The 17,260-nt window shown below is 63.6% G+C and carries 15 protein-coding genes; 5 read left to right on the forward strand and 10 right to left on the reverse strand.

Annotation, left to right across the window (positions count from 1 at the left end; all coding sequences use genetic code 11):
• Positions 1 to 5: 5 nt before the first annotated feature.
• The 6 genes from DRF71_RS09060 to DRF71_RS09085 form a co-directional block, all read right to left on the reverse strand.
• Positions 6 to 689 carry a transglycosylase SLT domain-containing protein gene (locus DRF71_RS09060; protein ID WP_157971002.1) on the reverse strand — a complete coding sequence of 228 codons (684 nt, stop codon included), beginning with the start codon at positions 687 to 689 and terminating at the stop codon, positions 6 to 8.
• An 82-nt stretch (positions 690 to 771) separates the two neighbouring features.
• Entirely contained in the window at positions 772 to 2,985 is a 2,214-nt protein-coding gene (locus tag DRF71_RS09065) for a hypothetical protein (protein ID WP_157971003.1), read from the reverse strand.
• 26 nt (positions 2,986 to 3,011) lie between these two features.
• Positions 3,012 to 3,881, reverse strand: a complete 870-nt coding sequence (gene motA, locus DRF71_RS09070; protein ID WP_112310264.1) for a flagellar motor stator protein MotA — start codon at positions 3,879 to 3,881, stop codon at positions 3,012 to 3,014.
• 91 nt (positions 3,882 to 3,972) lie between these two features.
• Positions 3,973 to 4,533 carry a MotE family protein gene (locus DRF71_RS09075; protein WP_112310265.1) on the reverse strand — a complete coding sequence of 187 codons (561 nt, stop codon included), beginning with the start codon at positions 4,531 to 4,533 and terminating at the stop codon, positions 3,973 to 3,975.
• On the reverse strand, positions 4,530 to 4,946 hold the full coding sequence (locus DRF71_RS09080; RefSeq protein WP_112310266.1) for a hypothetical protein: 417 nt from the start codon (positions 4,944 to 4,946) through the stop codon (positions 4,530 to 4,532). The genes DRF71_RS09075 and DRF71_RS09080 overlap by 4 nt, the downstream gene beginning before the upstream one ends.
• A 9-nt stretch (positions 4,947 to 4,955) precedes the next feature.
• The gene (locus DRF71_RS09085; protein WP_232831408.1) at positions 4,956 to 5,441 is read right to left on the reverse strand and encodes a flagellar basal body-associated FliL family protein; all 486 of its coding nucleotides are present in this window, start codon (positions 5,439 to 5,441) and stop codon (positions 4,956 to 4,958) included.
• A gap of 113 nt (positions 5,442 to 5,554) precedes the next feature.
• On the opposite strand from DRF71_RS09085, the gene fliF reads away from it, so the two are divergent.
• Genes fliF through speB form a run of 5 tightly spaced genes read left to right on the forward strand, consistent with a single transcriptional unit; the run spans position 5,555 to position 9,777 of the window.
• On the forward strand, positions 5,555 to 7,147 hold the full coding sequence (gene fliF / locus DRF71_RS09090; protein ID WP_112310267.1) for a flagellar basal-body MS-ring/collar protein FliF: 1,593 nt from the start codon (positions 5,555 to 5,557) through the stop codon (positions 7,145 to 7,147).
• The gene (locus DRF71_RS09095) at positions 7,147 to 7,740 is read left to right on the forward strand and encodes a flagellar biosynthesis protein (protein WP_112310268.1); all 594 of its coding nucleotides are present in this window, start codon (positions 7,147 to 7,149) and stop codon (positions 7,738 to 7,740) included. The genes fliF and DRF71_RS09095 overlap by 1 nt, the downstream gene beginning before the upstream one ends.
• Positions 7,733 to 8,002, forward strand: coding sequence for a FliM/FliN family flagellar motor switch protein (locus DRF71_RS09100; protein WP_112310269.1), 270 nt, complete (start codon positions 7,733 to 7,735; stop codon positions 8,000 to 8,002). The genes DRF71_RS09095 and DRF71_RS09100 overlap by 8 nt, the downstream gene beginning before the upstream one ends.
• 38 nt (positions 8,003 to 8,040) lie before the next feature.
• On the forward strand, positions 8,041 to 8,757 hold the full coding sequence (gene fliP, locus DRF71_RS09105) for a flagellar type III secretion system pore protein FliP (RefSeq protein ID WP_112311233.1): 717 nt from the start codon (positions 8,041 to 8,043) through the stop codon (positions 8,755 to 8,757).
• Positions 8,758 to 8,814: 57 nt separating this feature from the next.
• A complete protein-coding gene (gene speB / locus DRF71_RS09110; RefSeq protein ID WP_112310270.1) occupies positions 8,815 to 9,777 on the forward strand; it encodes an agmatinase in 963 nt (320 codons plus the stop codon).
• A 42-nt stretch (positions 9,778 to 9,819) separates the two neighbouring features.
• Here the strand turns inward: speB and DRF71_RS09115 are convergent, their stop codons facing one another.
• From DRF71_RS09115 to DRF71_RS09130, 4 genes are all read right to left on the reverse strand, one after another.
• Complete coding sequence (locus tag DRF71_RS09115) at positions 9,820 to 10,998, reverse strand: HlyD family efflux transporter periplasmic adaptor subunit (RefSeq protein ID WP_112310271.1); 1,179 nt, start codon at positions 10,996 to 10,998, stop codon at positions 9,820 to 9,822.
• The gene (locus DRF71_RS09120) at positions 10,995 to 13,223 is read right to left on the reverse strand and encodes an ATP-binding cassette domain-containing protein (protein ID WP_232831410.1); all 2,229 of its coding nucleotides are present in this window, start codon (positions 13,221 to 13,223) and stop codon (positions 10,995 to 10,997) included. Before DRF71_RS09120 ends, DRF71_RS09115 begins: the two co-directional genes overlap by 4 nt.
• Positions 13,220 to 14,569 carry a TolC family protein gene (locus DRF71_RS09125; RefSeq protein WP_112310272.1) on the reverse strand — a complete coding sequence of 450 codons (1,350 nt, stop codon included), beginning with the start codon at positions 14,567 to 14,569 and terminating at the stop codon, positions 13,220 to 13,222. The genes DRF71_RS09120 and DRF71_RS09125 overlap by 4 nt, the downstream gene beginning before the upstream one ends.
• 32 nt (positions 14,570 to 14,601) lie before the next feature.
• The coding region (locus DRF71_RS09130) for an Ig-like domain-containing protein (RefSeq protein WP_112310273.1) at positions 14,602 to 17,260 on the reverse strand (2,659 nt) is incomplete at its 5' end.

The raw sequence follows: 17,260 nt of genomic DNA on the forward strand, positions 1-17,260 counted from the left end.
TGTCCTCACGGCGTGTCAAAAAGCGGGCGCGCAGAGCCCGAGACGGTTACGAGCGAGCCGGCGCTTTGAGCATTTCCCATTTGCAACAACGGGTAATTGTTCTCCCGCTCCGGTTCTGCCGACACGGGAACCGCATCATTGCTCTGCCCCTGAAGCGAGGCGTAGATCGGCCGAAAGCGGTTCATGTAGCGTTCGGCCAGTTCGGGCTTAAAGGAATGGTATCCCGCCACGGCCTTATCCCAGCTGCCCGTCTGATCCCTGAGCCGCGACAGAAAACCGGCCGCGTAATCCGCATTCTGTTGCGGGTCGATCATCGCGGCGGTGGAGGCAAATGCCTCGCCATGCCAGCGCCAGTTCAGCTGAAAGCAGCCAATATCAACATTTGTCACGCCCCGGGCGATGGCGGCATCAAGCCATTCCAGCGCCTTATACTGGCTGTCGAACCACATGCTGTCACCGGCCTGGTTCAGCGCCCAGGGCCATGGTTCCGGCCCATTTGCACCCTGCCGGCCACTCTCCGTCATAGCAACGGCGAGCAGGATTTCCCTGGGAACGCCAGAGCTTTGCGCCGCACTGTGGATGGCGTCGAGGCATTGCTGCGCGTACCCGGCCCCCTGCGCCGAGGGCGCAAAGCCCGGCCAACAGACGACAAGCAAGGGGAAGGCGGTAGCGAAATTGTATCGTGACATTCTGTCTGATCCACAGGGCCCGAACATCAGTCCGGAGCAATGGTGCCAGCCCGACTATTGCGCACTGGTGGTTGCCAAAGTGTTACGGAAACTGGCCTGGCACTGCCTGCAGCAGCCCGTTTACCGCTTCGCGTGCGCTTTCGCTTTCGCCGGCGAGCCGGTTGCCCCGGGCCAGAATGCCCTCGCCCGACGCGTCAGCCAAAGGAGGCAACAACATCGCGGCTGCCGGACTGAGACCGGCGGTGTCGCTTTGGGCAATATAGCCCCAGTCGCCGGCCCAGAACTCGGCACGAAGCGCCGCTTGTTGGTCACCGCTTGCCAGCAAAATGGCGGCCGCAGCATCTGCATTGCCGAGCTGAATGGCGGCCCGCGCCCGCAACGCATCCGCCTCATCCCCTGCCAGCCCAGCAAGCAGGCGCACCGCAAGCCTCGCATCCCGGATCGCCAGAGCAGCTTCGGCACCAAGCAGGCGATCCGGATCAGTCTGTAGGGCATCTTTCGGACCCAGCCAGTTCAGCGCCTCTTGCGCAAAGCCGAAATCCAGCAACCTCCGGGCGACCCGCCTGTCGGTGTCTTTGTTGGTAGAGGGTGGTGTGGACTGCTTCAGTGCCTGGGTCAGCAGCACCTCATCAGGCGCGCCAGCTGCCGCAAGCTCCCACAAATCACCCGTGGCACCCGGGGCCTCTGTCAGAAGATCGAAAGCGCTGCGGTAATCGCCGGACATTGCAAGGGCAAGGATCTCGGCACGTCGGATGCGGGGATACTCTTCACTCCCACGCAACTCCGCTGAAAGTGCGGAGAGTTGCGCCGACAGATCATGCGAAACCATGCGATTGCCGGCAAAGGCCGATTCCGCCAGAAGTATCGCCGCCTCAGCCGCCGTGTTGCCCGGATCTGTGAACACCTCTTCCGCGATTTTTGCCGCCTGGCCAGCATTGCCCGTGGCAAGTTCGACACCGGCATCCATAAGCTGGACCTGTTGTCCGGGTGAACCGGGCGCGCGCAGCGTCGCATCCCGCAAGCGGCGCGCAGTTGTTTCATCGCCATGTGCCGTGAAGTAGGCCACGAGAACCGGCGCCAGATGACGCCGCAAATCCTGGGAAAGCGAAGAAAAACTTCGGGTTATGGCGGCCAGATCTGGCGTGGTCCGAGGTGCTTCCCCGCCAGCGACGGCGAGCGCAAGCATTGCCCAGAGGGCTGCCGGAGAATCGCAGCTTTCCATGCCAACGAAAGCGCCGTGAGGTGCAGGCTCCAGGTCAACGAGATAGCTGAGATCATCCAGGATTGCCTGGCTTTCCGCCTCACCCGCAGGCAGGAGCGCGAGGATCTGCCGTGCCTCTGCTCCGAAACCGAGCGCGATATGGCCCCTGGCTGCATCGAGAATATTGGCGGCCACAGGCTGATCAAACTCGGTGAGTAAATTCCTGCGCCGGTCACTCAGCGCTGCCAGCGGCGATTCATCCGGCAACCATGTCGCGATATCGGTCATGCGATCGGGAAGACAGGGCTTTCCCTCTGCCGTCAGATTTGGCCCCGGAGATCGATCAGTGCCGGCCCAAAGACCAGGCATTTCACCGTTTGAAATACGCAGACCAGGTGCATCGGCAAATGGGGCCTTAGCTGCTTCCGGCAGATCTTCGAGACTTCCAGGCTCGACCACGCCTTCAAGGATGCCGCGACTGATTTGCCGTAAAAGCGTATCGCGTAACGGGTCAAGCAGAAAGAAAGCCTCGTCGCTGGCTTCTTCCTCATTGATATCAGGCTGAGGCATCTGGCCATAGCCAGCGATTTCAAGCCAGTCATAGTTGGTTTTTCCGGCACCAGCCCTGGCGGGCGAGGATCCGGGCGCCGCTTTGATCCTCGGGAAAACAGGGAAGTCGGGAGGGGGCGCGGCGGTATTCCCACCCCTGACAGTGCTGCGGAAATTCAATGGTTTCTCGTACTCGGAGTCGGCGGGTGCGAGACCGTTCCTGACATCAATGGCGACAATCCCGGGCCGGACCTCAAACGCGATCGCGTAACAGGCGCAGACCAGATCCATTTGCAGGAAACCCGTTTCCCCATCGCGCCGAAGCGCGGAAATCCGGGATCTTGGTATCTTGTCAAAAGCCTGACTGAGATCGAACCCGGTGACCGCATCTCCTGCCCGAAAGCCATAGCCCCCTTCTGTCCGGCCGAACTGCCAGGCGCCGGAGAACGGTGCCTCAATCACAATTCGTGTGAAATCAGCATGTTCTCCGCCTCGAATTCGGGCAATCTCGGACTGCGCAACCGATGGCGAGGCAAGGGCGAGCAAAATCGCCGAAAACCGGAAACAGCGCATCATGCTGCCTCCTGTTTCAGTGCGCGCAGCGCCTCCTCCAGATCACCGAATTCGGGGCGCATGTGATGCGGGGTGTTCTGCCGACCCACCTCGATACAGATATTCGCCGGATGGCGATGCAAATTCGCGATCAGAACCTCTCGGATCAAATTGTAGAAATGCCCGTCCTCCTCGACCACAGTGCGCACGCGCGAGGCGAAGGGACCCATCAGGCCATAGGCGAGGAACACCCCGAGAAAGGTTCCCACCAGCGCGCCGCCGATCATCTTGCCCAACACCTCGGGCGGTTGATCGATCGAGGACATCGTCTTGATCACCCCAAGCACCGCCGCAACAATCCCGAGCGCGGGCAGCCCGTCGGCCATGGTCTGCATCGCATGGCTGGAATGGAGCGCATGTTGCATCTGCACCTCCATCCGCTTGTCGAGCACCTCCTCCACCTGATGGGGGTCGTCATAGTTCATCGAAGCCGCGCGCAGCGTGTCGCAGATCAGATCAACTGCTTCATGGTCGGCCTGGATCCGGGGGTATTTGCCGAATATCGTCGAGGCGCCCGGATTCTCGACATGCTCTTCCAGCGCAACCGGATTCGCACGGGCCAGCCGGACCAGTTCAAACAAAAGGCAAAGCAGGTCGCGGTAATCCTCCGGCTTCCAGCGCGGCCCCTTGAAGACCTTGCCGATGTCGCGCATGGCCTGTTTCACGCCAGACATGCCATTCGAGATCAGGAAGGCCCCGATGGCAGCCCCGCCGATCATCGCCAGCTCAAAGGGCAGTGCTTTCAGAATGATCCCGAGCTTGCCGCCGGCCGCAGTATAGCCACCGAAGACCATGATGAAGATCACTGCTATGCCGACCACACCGATCATGAGAAATATTCCTGCCTTGGTTCTCGCCAGCCTGGGCGGAAGCCGTTAAAAAAACGCCAGGGTCGCCGGCCCACTGACCAGCAATCCGGGGTTATTCGCGCGGAGCGGCCGCATTTCGCCCGGCGAGAATCGCACTGACGGCATAGGCCTTGTCAGGCGCCATTCCGGTGAGGATCGCGGCAGCGGCATCGGGCCGCATCCGACCAAGGAACCCCGCCGCGAATTGTGAATCCATCGCGCTGAAAAGCAGCGCGGCATCCTTTGGCTTCATCGATTCGTAAACCGTTGTAAGTCTTGCGAGATCCGCCTCGGCAGCCCCATCCGCCAGCGCGAGCGTGGCCCGCAATTCGGTCTCGGTCTCGCGAAGTGCCTCCATCCGGCCATCGAGAACCTCGCTGGCCAGATCCAGTGCCGCTGCCCGGTCCGCAAGTGCGGCCTCCTGGGCGGTCACCCGCGCCTCCCGCGCCGAAAGGGCAGCGGCGAGCTCCTGCGGCAACGGGGCGCAACTTTCAGCCTCTGCCTCCGGTGCCGGATCCGCCCCGGCCGCCCAGGCAATCGAGGTTCCGAGACCATCGCCGAATCTGACCGCGCCGGAGGCGGCAAAGAGGAGCGCAATCAGCATCAACGTGCTGCGGCCGGGGCGGCGGCTCATTCTGTGGCTTCCATAGCTTGCCCGCGCCGGCGTACCAGCCGGATACGGCGCGGGTCGTCGCCATAAGCCTCTTGCATCGGTTCGGCCGGACGAGCAGGCGCGGCGCGTGGCACGGCATTTGGCGGCGCCGCCGGAATGTCATGCATCGAGGCCACCAGCAGTTCGAGCCGCATCGAAAGCTCCTCTGCCCGGCCGGTCAGCACTGCAAGCCGCTGGCCGGAGTGACCAGCCACCAGCTGCGCCTTTTCCAGCGCGCGCGTCATTTCATCGACCTGAGAGGACAGCACAGCAATCGCACCGCCCATCCCGGTTTCCAGCGTGGTGAAGCGCCGCAGACGCGCCGCCAGAACATAGCAGTAAATCGCGGCCCCCAGAGTCGCGGCCAGCAGCAGAATATCGGCTATCAAGGTCATTTCAGGCCCTCAGTTCAGGACAAATTCGGTGATGAGAAGATCGCGCACCCGGCCCTCGCCGGTGACGATCTGGATGCGCCGCAACATCTGCGCCCTGAGCCGCGTCATCGCGCCCGGATCATCGAAACCGGCGGGATCGACCGCGCGCAGATAGCTGTTCAGAACATCAAGAACCCGCGGCATCAGCAGGGTGACCTCGGCCGCGTTGGCCCTGGCCACCTCGATCTGAGCCGCGAATCGCAGATGCCGCCCCGGCGCCCCGGGCGGCAGCGAGATCAGGATCTGCTCAACAGGGACATAGGCGATATCGGGCATGCCCTGCACCCTGGCCGGCGCCCCATGCCCGCCGCCCATCAGAAGACCGGATTGCATGACATAGAATCCCGCCCCGCCGGCCCCGATCGCCAGCACCAGCCCGATCAGCAGCGGCAGTCTCGAGCGCTTTTTCTCCGCCCCCTCCACCGCTTCCTCTGCAGGAATCGCAATATCCGACACGTCAGCCTCCGTTTCGCCATGAGAACGAAGATAGACCGGAGGGAACTAACCGATTGTTAATCCAGATCCTTCATTTCTGGTCTTGTCAGGAAAGAATTCCGGCGGAGAGAAAAGTGCAGAATGTGATCTCGATCTGGAACGGGCTGGAACTGCGGCGCAAGATGATTCTTGTGGGCGCTACAATCGCAGTTTTCCTTGCGGTTCTTGCCCTTTCACGCCTGTCGGGCGGCAGCCCCCAGGTGCTGCTTTACGCCGGGCTGAATGGCCGGGCTGCGGGTGAGGTGGTCACGGCGCTGGATCAGCGCGGCGTCCCCTATGAGGTGCGGGGCGATTCGATCTGGGTCGATGCCGCCAGCCGGGATTCGCTCAGAATGTCGCTGGCCGGTGAAGGGCTGCCCTCGGCTGGTGGCGCGGGCTATGAGCTGCTCGATACGCTGTCGGGATTCGGCACCACGGCGCAGATGTTCGACGCCGCATATTGGCGCGCGAAAGAAGGGGAGCTTGCCCGGACGATTCTGGCTGTGCCGGATGTGCGTGCCGCGCGGGTGCATATTTCGCAAGGCCCGGCCGATCCGTTCCGGCGCGGCAACACGCCAACCGCCAGCGTTACGGTGACAACCGCCTCGGGCCGCATCTCGGATGATCAGGCGCGGGCGCTGAAACATCTGGTGGCCTCGGCCATCAGCGGCATGACCCCGGCGGATGTGCAGGTGATCGACACCACAGGCGGGCTGGTTTCGCCTGCGGAAGATGGCACTTCGGGCTCGGCCAGCGACCGCGCGAAAGAGATCCGGCAAAGCGTCGAGCGGCTGCTTGCGGCCCGGGTCGGGCCGGGCAAGGCGGTTGTTGAGGTCTCGCTGGAGCTGCAGACCGAGCGCGAGCAGATTACCGAGAGACGATTCGACCCCGAGGGTCGCGTCGCCATCTCGACCGATACCGAAGAAAAAAGCAGCCAGAATTCCGAGCCAGGCGGCGATGTGACGGTCGCCTCCAACCTGCCCGAGGGCGATACGACCGCCGGTGCAGGTGGCCAGGCGCAATCCACCGAGACCCGGGAGCGGGTGAATTACGAGATATCCGAGACCCAGAGGGAATTACTGCGCGGCCCCGGCGGCATTCGCCGGATGTCGGTCGCCGTGCTGATCGACGGGCAGACGGTTACCGCCCAGGATGGCACGCAATCCTGGCAGCCCCGCAGTGATAGCGAGATATCAGCGCTGCGTGAGCTGGTCGCGGCGGCGGCGGGGATCGACGAATCGCGGGGCGACAGCCTGACGCTCAAATCTCTCGAATTTCAGCCGCTTACCGCCGAGGGTACCGAGGCCACCACCGGTTTCCTCGCCGGTTTCGGCCCGCTCGACACGATGACGCTGATCCAGATCGCCGCCCTTACTGTCGTGGCGCTGATTCTCATGCTCTTCGTTTTGCGTCCGATCCTGGCCTCGGGCCGCGCTGCCGCGCTGCCGGCGCCGCCTTTGCCGCTGCAATTGCCCGGACTGGATACTTCCGGCGCGCCCGACACCGTTCTGAACGGCGAGATCGACAGCGGTTTCAGCCTGCCGGATCTGCCGATGGTGGATTTCTCGGGCGGTGATCAGCTGCAGGAAGACCCGGTGGAAAGACTGCAGCGGCTGATCCGCGAGCGTCAGGCGGAATCGATCGAGATCCTGCGCGGCTGGCTTGGCCCGGATGAGGAGCGCACCTGATGCCCTTGCCGCAGCTTGAGGTCTTCGAGGCCGCGCGCAACCCCGGCCGGGATGTGGTCGTTACCGATACGGCCTCGGTCGAAGAGAACCGCGCCGCCGCCTGGGAACAGGGTTACCGCGCCGGCTGGGATGATTGCGAGGCAGCCCATACCAGGAATGGCGAACAGGTCCGGGCCGAGCTGGAGCGGAATCTGATGGTGCTGGCCTTCACCTGGCAGGAGGCGCGCGCGCATATTCTGGGCGCGATGGAGCCGCTGCTGCAGGAGATCGTGAACCGCCTCCTGCCCGATATGGCGCGCGAGGCGCTCGGACCCGTTCTCGTCGAACAGATGATGCCGGTGATGGAGGCTGCGGCCGAACAGCCGGCCAGCCTGACACTACATCCCTCGGCCCGCCCCCAGGTCGAGGCGCTTTTGTCCCGGACCCCGGGCCTTTTGTTCGAGATTTCCGAAGACAGCGGCCTCGGCGAGGCGCAGGTCTTCCTCAGGCTCGGCCCGCGAGAGATCAGCATCGATCTCACCCGTGTCACGAATACCATCATCAGGTCCGTTCAGGACTTTTTCACCCTGTCGCAGGAGAACCCCGATGGATGAACTCGCAAGCTCCAGCCCCTTCGCCCAGGTCCCGATCGAGATCACCATCTCGGTGGGTCGCGCCCGGCCGAAAGTGCAGGAACTTCTCCGGCTCGGCAAGGATACGGTCCTGGCGCTGGATCGCCGCGTTGATGATCCGGTGGAACTCTATGTCGGCGACCGGCTGATTGCGCGCGGCGAACTGACCGAACTGGAAGGGGACAAGGCCGGCCAGCTGGCCGTACGCCTGACCGAGGTTGCCAATCTCAAGAGCGGATTGTGAACGCATTTCTCCCGATCCCCGCCTGGAAATGGGCCACTCTGACCTGCACCTTGTTGTTGATCCTGCTGCTCTCCGGCCTGCCGGCGCTGGCTCAGGAAATCACGCTGGATCTGGGTGGCGAGGAGACGCTTGCCTCTCGCTCGGTCCAGCTGCTGCTGATGATCACCGTGCTGTCGATCCTGCCGGGTCTGGCGGTGATGGTCACCTGTTTCCCCTTTATCGTGACGGTTCTGTCGATCCTGCGTCAGGGCCTCGGGCTGCAACAGGCGCCGCCCAATATGTTGATCATCACACTGGCGATGTTCCTGACCTGGTTCGTGATGGATCCGGTCTTTACCGAGGCCTGGGCGCGCGGCATCGGCCCCTTCACCCGCAATGAGATCGACATCCCTACCGCCTTTGCCGAAGCGGCACAGCCGTTCCGCGTCTTCATGGCGGCGCGGATGGACCCGGAGACCTTCGCCCGCCTCGATGCACTGCGCCCACGCGCACCGACCGGGATCACAGAGGCGCCGCTTTCTGTTTTGGTGCCCTCATTCCTCTTGTCGGAAATCCAGCGCGCCTTTGAGATCGGCTTTCTGATTTTCCTCCCCTTTCTCATCATCGACCTTGTCGTGGCGGCGATCCTGATGTCGATGGGGATGATGATGGTGCCGCCCGCCGTGGTCTCGCTGCCCTTCAAACTGGCCTTTTTCGTGGTGGCTGATGGCTGGAGCCTGCTCGCCCAGGCATTGGTGCGAAGTTACACGCAGTGAGGCGCTTGCAAGGCGCGGGCCGCTATGGCCTCCTGCTGCGAAACAGGGAGCACTGCAATGCCGTTCAACCAGCCGCTTGGCGGCAATGAGATGCCGCGTTTCGGCGGGCCGGTCACCTTCATGCGCCTGCCGGCCGCCCCAACTGCCGAAGGCCTCGATGTCGCATTTTGCGGCATTCCGATGGATATCGGCACCTCAAACCGGCCCGGCACCCGTCTGGGGCCGCGCCAGATCCGCGATGAAAGCCGAATGCTGCGCCCGTTTAACATGGCGACCGGGGCCGCACCTTTCGACCATCTGCAATGCGCCGATATTGGTGATGTGCCGATCAACACCTTCGATCTGAAGAAGTCGGTCGGCATCATCGAGGCGCATTACGATCAGATCCTCGCAGCCGGTGCGCTGCCGCTGACCCTGGGGGGCGATCACACGCTGACCTGGCCGATCCTGCGGGCGATCCGCAAGAAACATGGGCCGGTGGCGCTGATCCATGTCGATGCCCATGCCGATATCAACGATACGATGTTTGGCGAAAAGGTCGCACATGGCTGCCCCTTCCGCCGCGCCTTCGAGGATGGCTGTCTGCAAAATGACAAGGTCTTCCAGATCGGTCTGCGCGGCACCGGCTATAGTCCCGATGATTTCGACTGGGGGCGCAAAAATGGCTGGACGGTGATCCAGGCCGAGGAATGCTGGCACAAGTCGCTGAAACCGCTGATGGCCGGGATCAGGGCACAGATCGGCGATGCGCCGGTTTACCTCTCCTATGACATCGACAGTCTCGACCCCGCTTTCGCGCCCGGGACCGGCACAGTCGAGCCCGGCGGGCTGACCATCTGGCAGGGGCTGGAGATCGTGCGCGGCTGTGCCGGGCTGAACCTGATCGGCGGGGATCTGGTCGAGGTTTCGCCGCCTTACGACCCTTCGGGCAATACGGCGCTGATCGGGGCGAACCTGCTTTACGAGATGCTTTGCGTGCTGCCCGGCGTGCCGCAGAACCCGCCGAAATCGCTGTGTTAGAGACGAATCGGCCCACGCGAACTCTTGCGCGGGCCGATGATCTCAGCGCTCGCGCAGCGCTTCGTTCGATTTATAAAGCGGCTTCAGCAGATAGGTCATCACCGTCTTGGCGCCGGTTTCCAGCTCGACGCTGGCCTGCATGCCCGGGCGGATTTGCAGGTTCTTCTGCCGGTCGGTCAGCTGCGCCATATCGACCTTGAGCGTCACGATATAATGCGGGTCACCATCCACCGCGCGCGACCGCTCGTCGATAAACGTATCGGCGGATACGAAAGTCACCTCCCCCTTCAGCGAGCCGTATATCGTGTAATCATAGGCCGAAAGCTTGATCACCGCCGTCTGCCCCTCCCGCACCGAGGCGATATCGCGCGGCCTCACCTTGGCGTCGATATAGAGTTCTTCGTCCAACGGAATGATCTGGAGGATCTCTTCACCCGGGCGCACAACACCACCGATAGTGGTGATTCCGATCTTGTTCACCACACCTCGCATCGGGGAAACCAGCGTCGTGCGGCCCAGCTGGTCCTGCGCGACTTTCAGTTTCTGCTCCAGCGTCGCCACCTCGGCCAGGGTATCGGAATATTCCTTGGCGCGCTCCAGCTCGGTTTTGGTCAGCGTATCAGACAACTGGTTCTCGGCATCGCGATGCGCCTTCTTGGCGCGCGTCACCTCGATGGCGGGCGCAACCTCCTGGGCCAGCATCCGCTCCATGATATCCAGCTCGCGTTTCGCCTGTTCGAGGATCGCCTCCGCCCCCTCACGCCGCGCGTTGAAATCCTCGATCCGCGCTTTCAGCAGCGAGGTTTCAGAGGCCAGAATATCCGGCACCCGCACTGCCAGATCCTCGGGCACGGTGAAAGAGGTCTCGCCGCGCATCTCGGCCTCGATCCGGGCACGGCGGATCGAAAGACCCGCCAGCTGATCGGTATAATCGTCCACCGCCGCGTGATACTGCGTCGATTGCAGCCGGCCCAGCACCTCGCCCGGCTCGACCACATCGCCTTCGGCGACGTTCAGCTCGGCGAGAATACCACCTTCGAGGTTCTGGATGATCTGCGGCCGCGAGGAGGACACGACTGTCCCCTCGGCGCTGACGATCTCATCCAGCCAGGCAAAGGCCGCCCAGGTCAGGAAGACCAGGATCACCGCCCCGATGGCCCAGATCACCAGCGACGGGCTTTTCGAGCGGCTCTCGAATTCGTCGGACCAAACTGCCGTCATGCGCCCGCTCCTGCCAGTTTGACACCCTGGGCTTTCGCCAGATGCGCCAGCACCGCTTCTTTCGGCCCGTCCACCGCCAGCTTGCCATTTTGCAGGATCAGCGTGCGCTCGGTCAGTTGCAGGATCGGCACCCGGTGGGTCGCGATCACCGCCGTGCGGCCCGTAAGCCAGCCACCCAGCCGGCTGACCAGCGTGGTTTCCAGCGTCTGATCCAGCGCGGCGGTCGGCTCATCCAGCAGCACGATCTGCGGATCCTGCAGCCAGAGCCGCGACCAGCCGATCGACTGGCGTTGACCGACGGAAAGCCCCTCGCCGAGTTCGCGGACCTCAAGATCAAGACCCCGCGGATGGTTCCTGACAAACGGACCCAGGCCTGCGAAATCCAGCGCCTGCAGCAGGCGGTCGTCATCGCGCTCCAGCTGGTTCATGTTGAGGTTGTCGCGGATGGTGCCCTGGATCAGCCGCACCTCCTGGCCCAGATAGCCGATGCCCCGGCGCAGGTCGCGCGGATGGATCTGGTTGAGGTCGATCCCGTCGACCAGAACCCGGCCCTGACCAGGCTCATAAAGCCCGGCCAGAAGCCGCAGGAGCGTTGATTTCCCCGACCCGTTCGAACCCAGAACCGCAACATGCTGGCCCTGCGGGATGGCGACGCCGTTGATCTCGACCACCGGGGCGCTTTGCTGGTCATAGCGGAATTCAAGGTTGCGCAGCTCGAAGCTGCCGGCCATGCGGTCGCGGCGCAGATAGCGGCGGCCCTCTTCTTCGGCCTGACGCGATTCCGCCACCTGTTCCAGCGCTTTCAGCGAGATTTTCACCTGGCTCCAGCGCGCCATCATCGACGAGACCTGCGACAGCGGGCCAAGGGTGCGGCCGGTCAGGATGCCGGTCGCGATGATGGTGCCGACGGTGAACTGGCCGGCGAAGACAAGGTAGGTGCCGGCGATCACGGTGGCGACATAGGTGACCTGCTGCACCGCCTGCGACCAGGTCGAGAGGAAGGTGGTCAGCTTGCGCTGCTCGCTGCCCTGGACGGCATTGACGGCAACCAGCTCCGACCAGATGCGGTTGAAGCGATCCTCGCCGCGCTGCGTGGTCAGGGTCTCATGCTCGAACACCGCCTCATACAGCAGTTTCGCCTGTTTGATCGAGGCGCCCTGGGTCTCATCCGCCAGGCGCACCATCTTTTTGCGCATGAGGAAGCCCGGCAGCACCATCAGGATACCGCCCGCCACCACCAGCCAGACCAGATTGCCGGCAATGGTCGCCACCAGCGCAAGGAACAGCAGAAGGAAGGGCAGATCGGCCAGCGTGCCGACGGTGGCCGAGGTAAAGAATTCCCGCACCCCGCCGAATTCGCGCATCGCGGCAAAAACCTCAGACGGCTTGCGCTCGCCCGGGCCCATTTTCATGCCGAGCAGCTTCTTCATCAGCCGCTTTTGCACCGCGATTTCGACCTTGCGGCCGGTATTGTCCATCAACAGCGCGCGGGCGACTTTCAGCGTGGCCTCAAGGCAAACCGCCAGCAACACGCCGATCCCCAGCACCCAGAGCGTCGGCTGCGACTGATAGGGGATGACGCGGTCATAGATCTGCATCGAGAAAAGCGAGATCGCGACGGCGAGAATATTCGCCACCAGCGAGGCGGCAGAGACGTCGCCGAAGGGACGGCGGAAATGACGGAACTCGCCCCAGAACCAGTGCGGCTTGTTCTTTTGTTCGATATGGCGGCTTTCCAGCTCGGCCAGCGGCGCGCGCGCCTGAAGGATTCGGCCGGCATAGAGACTGTTCAGATCAGAAAGCAGCAGCTCGGCGCGGTTGTCATGCGCGGTCTTGTCATAGATGGTGACACCATCGCCATCGGTGCCCAGCACCAGCACGACCTGGCCATTGGTGGTCTCGACCAAGGCCGGCCAGCCATCGGCGGGCAGGGTGACGGCGCGGACGATCCGGGTTGAAAGCCCGCCCTGGGTCAGGGCCTGGGCCATCTCATCCAGGCCCGGCGCGGTGCCCGAGGCATCAGCGGCAGTCTGGATCCGCTCCAGCAGGTCAGGGACCGACAGTTCAGACCCGATCAGCCCGGCATAGACCGAGGCGAGCGTGGCGCGGTTCTTTGCGCGATTGGTGAAACGCTGGCTGGCCGGTTTCGCGGCGATCACCGGGCGGGCGCCCGGCGCCACCTGGCCTGCATTCATATCGAAAGCGATAACGCGGTTCTCGGTCACATTGCGCCTCCATCTACCAATACGCCGCGCATCAGCGCGATATCCAGCCGCGCCAGCGCGATCTGGTATTTCAGAGAAGCATGGTCACGCTTCATCGAGGTCAGGGTCTCGAACTGGCCGGTCAGCTCGATCAGGCTGCGGCGGCCGGCCTTATACTGTTCGGTATAAAGACCCATATTGCCTTCCATCTGGGCGATCACCGCGCCATCGGCCTGCTCGCGCAAAGCCAGCGTGTTGATCTCCTGGGTCAGCGAGACGAGCTTGCGATCCGCATCGCGGCCGGCCTCGTCAACCTTGCGGCGGGTCACTTCCAGCGCCTCGTCCAGCGCGGCCATATTATCGGCGCGCCCGAAGCCGAGAATGTCGCCATCCAGCGACAGCCCGCCGTCGATGCTGCCATCCTTGCCGACCGAGGCACCCGCCCCGATCCCGGCCAGCAGACCGGATTTCGCCACCGCAACCTCGGCCATGGTGCGCGTGGCCTCGCCTTTGGCATAGGTCACGGTCAGCGGCTCGGGCGTGCCATTGTCAGGGGGCAGCGATGTCAGACCGCGCTCGGCCTCCATCGGGCGACCGGCAAGGGATGCAAGCTCGGCCCAGGCGCTTTTCTCGCCCTGCTGATACGAGAGCAGCGTCGCCTCGATTTCAGAGCGGCGCTGGCTGACCAGCCGGTATTCCGACCCGTCCGACAACCCGCCACTGACGCGGATCTTCGTGACGCGCTCGAACTCCGCCATCTGGGTCAGCGCAGCTTCGGTGATCTTTGCCAGTTCGGCGGCGCGCTGCGCCTCGATATACAGTTTCAGCCCGTCATAGACCTTTTTGTTCAGGTCCTGGACAAGGCCGATCGCCGCCAGCTCGACATCGGCCGCCGCGAAATCACGCTCAGCCTGGCGCCGGCCACGGTCAAAGATCGCGGTATCCAGCACAAGGCTGGCTGCAATCGACGACAGCGAGCTGAGACTGACATCCGGCCCCAGTTTCGGCAGCCAGTTTTTCGATCTTGCCCGCGCGGTCAGGCGTTTGACGCGCAGCTGGGCCTCGGCCGAGGCCTGGCTGCTTTTCAGCACCGCATCTGCAACCCGTCCGAAAGAGCTGTCTTCGGGAAGGATCGACTGCCTGAGTTTCAGCTGGCTGATCTTTTCCGAGACGACCTCGCCCTTCTTGTCGAGATGGGCGGCGGTTTCTCCGGCAGCGGCCGGATCAGCCGGCGATCCGGAGGACCTGGTTGCCTGGGGGCCGCCGAAGCAGCCCGCAAGCGCCAGAACCAGAACGCCAGAGATGAGGGGGGCAGCGGCAGAGCGAAATCGCTCTGCCTGGCCTGCCTTGCAGGTACGGGCTTGCATGGCCGGTTCTCCGGGTGGTTTCCGGGACTGGATCAGAAGAACGTCGTGTTGATGTCCTGATCCACCAGCACCGTGCCGCCATCCATCGCGTAGACGTTGTAGTTCTGACCGTCGATCTCGCGAACCTCCACCGGCGTGGTGTTGGTCAGCTGCAGACGCACCTGATCCAGGCTGTCGCCACGGATCACCAGCTCGTTGTCGCCGCCGGTCAGTGCCGTCAGATCAGCATTGGTCAGCGTGAGACGCGCCTGCGGAGCCACGTTGAGGTCGATGGTCGAGAAGTCGAAGCCGTCAAGGCCGGCGCGACCCAGATCCACGTTCACACTGCCGCGGTTGTCGACGATGAAGAGCGTCGAGCTCTCATTTCCGGCCGCGTCGGTGTTTTGCAGAACCAGATAGCTGCCATCATTCACACCCTCGTCGAGGCTGTAATGATCGGCGGTCACGCGGCCGCTGCCGGTGTTGATGCTCGTGTTTTCGGTCAGGACGAAGCTGAGTTCGGCTGCCGCACCCGTGCTGTCAACGCGGTGAATCGAGACCTGTTCACCATCCGTAGTGGTGTAAAGCTCGGTCATCACGTTGTTGCCGACGGCTTTGCCGAAAGCAACCACACCCAGGGCGTCCGGCGCCACCGTATCGACGATCACATCGCGGATCAGGTCGGCGGTGTTGCCGGCGCGATCGGTCGCGGTGACAGTCGCGCTGAGCGAGACACCATCGCCTTCCGGCAGGTAGCCCGTCGGGATGGTGACCGACCAGTTGCCGCTGGCATCCGAGGCGGTGCGCAGCACATGGCCATTCGAGAGAACCACCTCGATCTGCGAGAAGGCCTCGGCGGTGCCGCCGAAGGGAACCCCGGCCAGACGCTCATGCGCATTGACCAGACCGTCACCGCTGATCGGGGTATCCGCCCCGAAATTGGTGACGATGCGGTCGATCACGATGGTCTCGGTCGGCAGGGTCGCGGTGTTGCCGTAACGGTCGGTGGCAATGGCGGTGACCGTCGCGGTGGTCTCGCCGGGCGGGATCACCCCGGCCGGGATCACCACGGTCCAGGTGGTGCCGGTGACGGTCGCGGTGTAGGGGCCGTTCGCGCCGAAGCTGACCAGAACCTGCGAGCCTGCCTCGACGGTGCCGGTGATGGTCAGGCCAGAGGCCGCCTCGGCATTGTTGAGGACATTATCCGCGCCGGTCGAATTGCCGGTGATCGCGAAGGGGTTCACCAGGGTGTCGATGACAACCGTATGGCTGGCGGTCGCGATATTGCCGGCCACATCGGTCGCGGTGACGGTTGCAGTCTGGTTCGCGCCATTCGCCGTCGGGATTTCGGCGGTGGTAAAGCTTGCCGACCAGGTGCCCGAGGCACCCACGGTCACCGTCCGCTCACCCGAGCCGAAGGCCACAACCACGGTCGCACCCGGTTCGGCAGTGCCGGTCAGGATGACGCCTGCGCCGCGCTCAGAGCCCGAGACCACGTTGTCGCCCGCCTGGATCGCATCGAAGGCCACCGAAGTGCCAAGGTCGATCGAGATCACGCGGCTGTCGGTCGCGGTATTGCCGTAGGCGTCGGTTGCAGTGACGACAGCGGTGGTCGCGGTCAGCACAGCGCTGCCCGAGACGGCCGGGAAGGTCACCGACCAGGTGCCGTTCGCCGCCACCGTTGCCGGCAGGGTCGAGCCGTTCCAGGCCACCGAGACCACCGAACCCGGCTCGGCGGTGCCGGTCAGCACCACATTGCGCGATTCCGCCATATTGACGATATTGTCGCCCGCCACGGTGCCGGTGAAGGCGACCGAAGCCAGAGTGTCGACGCGGAAGCTGTGGGTCTCGCTGCTGCCATTGCCGGCGGCATCTGTCGAGGTGGCGGTAACGGTTGCATCATATTCGCCGCCCGGCAGGGTGCCGGCGGGAATGTTCAGCGTCCAGGTGCCATCGGTGCGGGTGGTCACGGTCTGGGTATAGGTGGTGCCATTGGCCTCCACCGTCACAACCAGCACGGCGCCGGCAACCGAAGTCCCCGTCACGGCAAAGCCGAGGGTGTTTTCGCCATTATTGACCACATTGTCGCGGGTCACCGTGTTGAAATCGATCGGGTTCGGAACCGTATCCACCACCAGGCGGTCGGTGATCACCGTGGTATTGCCCAGCGGATCGCGGGCGGTGACGGTGATGTCGGTGGTGTATTCGCCGGTGCGGATCTCGCTGGTCGGGAAAACCACCGACCAGGTGCCGTCAGTGCCGATCACGGTCGAATGCGAGTAGCCTTCGACCACGACGGTAACCGAGGCACCGGGTTCACCCGTGCCGCCAATGCGCACGCCATCGGTATAGTCGTCAGCGTTTTCGACATGGCCAACCGATTCCGAGCCTTCGGTGATGTCCACATCCGGGGGCGTCAGATCGAGGATGAAATCCGGGCCGGGCAGCGTGGTGGTGGTGCCATCGGGCTGCTCAAAGACGACCACGGCCTCATAGCTGCCGTCATCCGGCAGGTTGGTTTCCGGGAAGGTCACCTGCCAGGTGCCGTCATCATCAATCACGGTGGTCTCGGTCACATCGCCGATGGTCACGGTGACGGTATCGCCGGGCTCACCCGTGCCGGAGACATCGAGTTCCTTATCGGCGGTGTCGATGATGACAGTGGTGGGGTCCTGCGGATCCACGGTCGGCGGACGACGCTCGGGCTCAACC

The sequence above is a fragment of the Pseudogemmobacter bohemicus genome, from assembly GCF_003290025.1.
GTDB lineage: Bacteria > Pseudomonadota > Alphaproteobacteria > Rhodobacterales > Rhodobacteraceae > Pseudogemmobacter > Pseudogemmobacter bohemicus.

Bases quoted from the DNA above. Each gene is read 5' to 3' on its own strand.
- motA (WP_112310264.1), bottom strand. From the start codon at position 3,881: ATGATCGGTGTGGTCGGCATAGCAGTGATCTTCATCATGGTCTTCGGT.
- DRF71_RS09080 (WP_112310266.1), bottom strand. From the start codon at position 4,946: ATGACCTTGATAGCCGATATTCTGCTGCTGGCCGCGACTCTGGGGGCC.
- speB (WP_112310270.1), top strand. From the start codon at position 8,815: ATGCCGTTCAACCAGCCGCTTGGCGGCAATGAGATGCCGCGTTTCGGC.
- DRF71_RS09100 (WP_112310269.1), top strand. From the start codon at position 7,733: ATGGATGAACTCGCAAGCTCCAGCCCCTTCGCCCAGGTCCCGATCGAG.
- DRF71_RS09060 (WP_157971002.1), bottom strand. From the start codon at position 689: ATGTCACGATACAATTTCGCTACCGCCTTCCCCTTGCTTGTCGTCTGT.
- DRF71_RS09125 (WP_112310272.1), bottom strand. From the start codon at position 14,569: ATGCAAGCCCGTACCTGCAAGGCAGGCCAGGCAGAGCGATTTCGCTCT.
- DRF71_RS09095 (WP_112310268.1), top strand. From the start codon at position 7,147: ATGCCCTTGCCGCAGCTTGAGGTCTTCGAGGCCGCGCGCAACCCCGGC.
- DRF71_RS09075 (WP_112310265.1), bottom strand. From the start codon at position 4,533: ATGAGCCGCCGCCCCGGCCGCAGCACGTTGATGCTGATTGCGCTCCTC.
- DRF71_RS09115 (WP_112310271.1), bottom strand. From the start codon at position 10,998: ATGACGGCAGTTTGGTCCGACGAATTCGAGAGCCGCTCGAAAAGCCCG.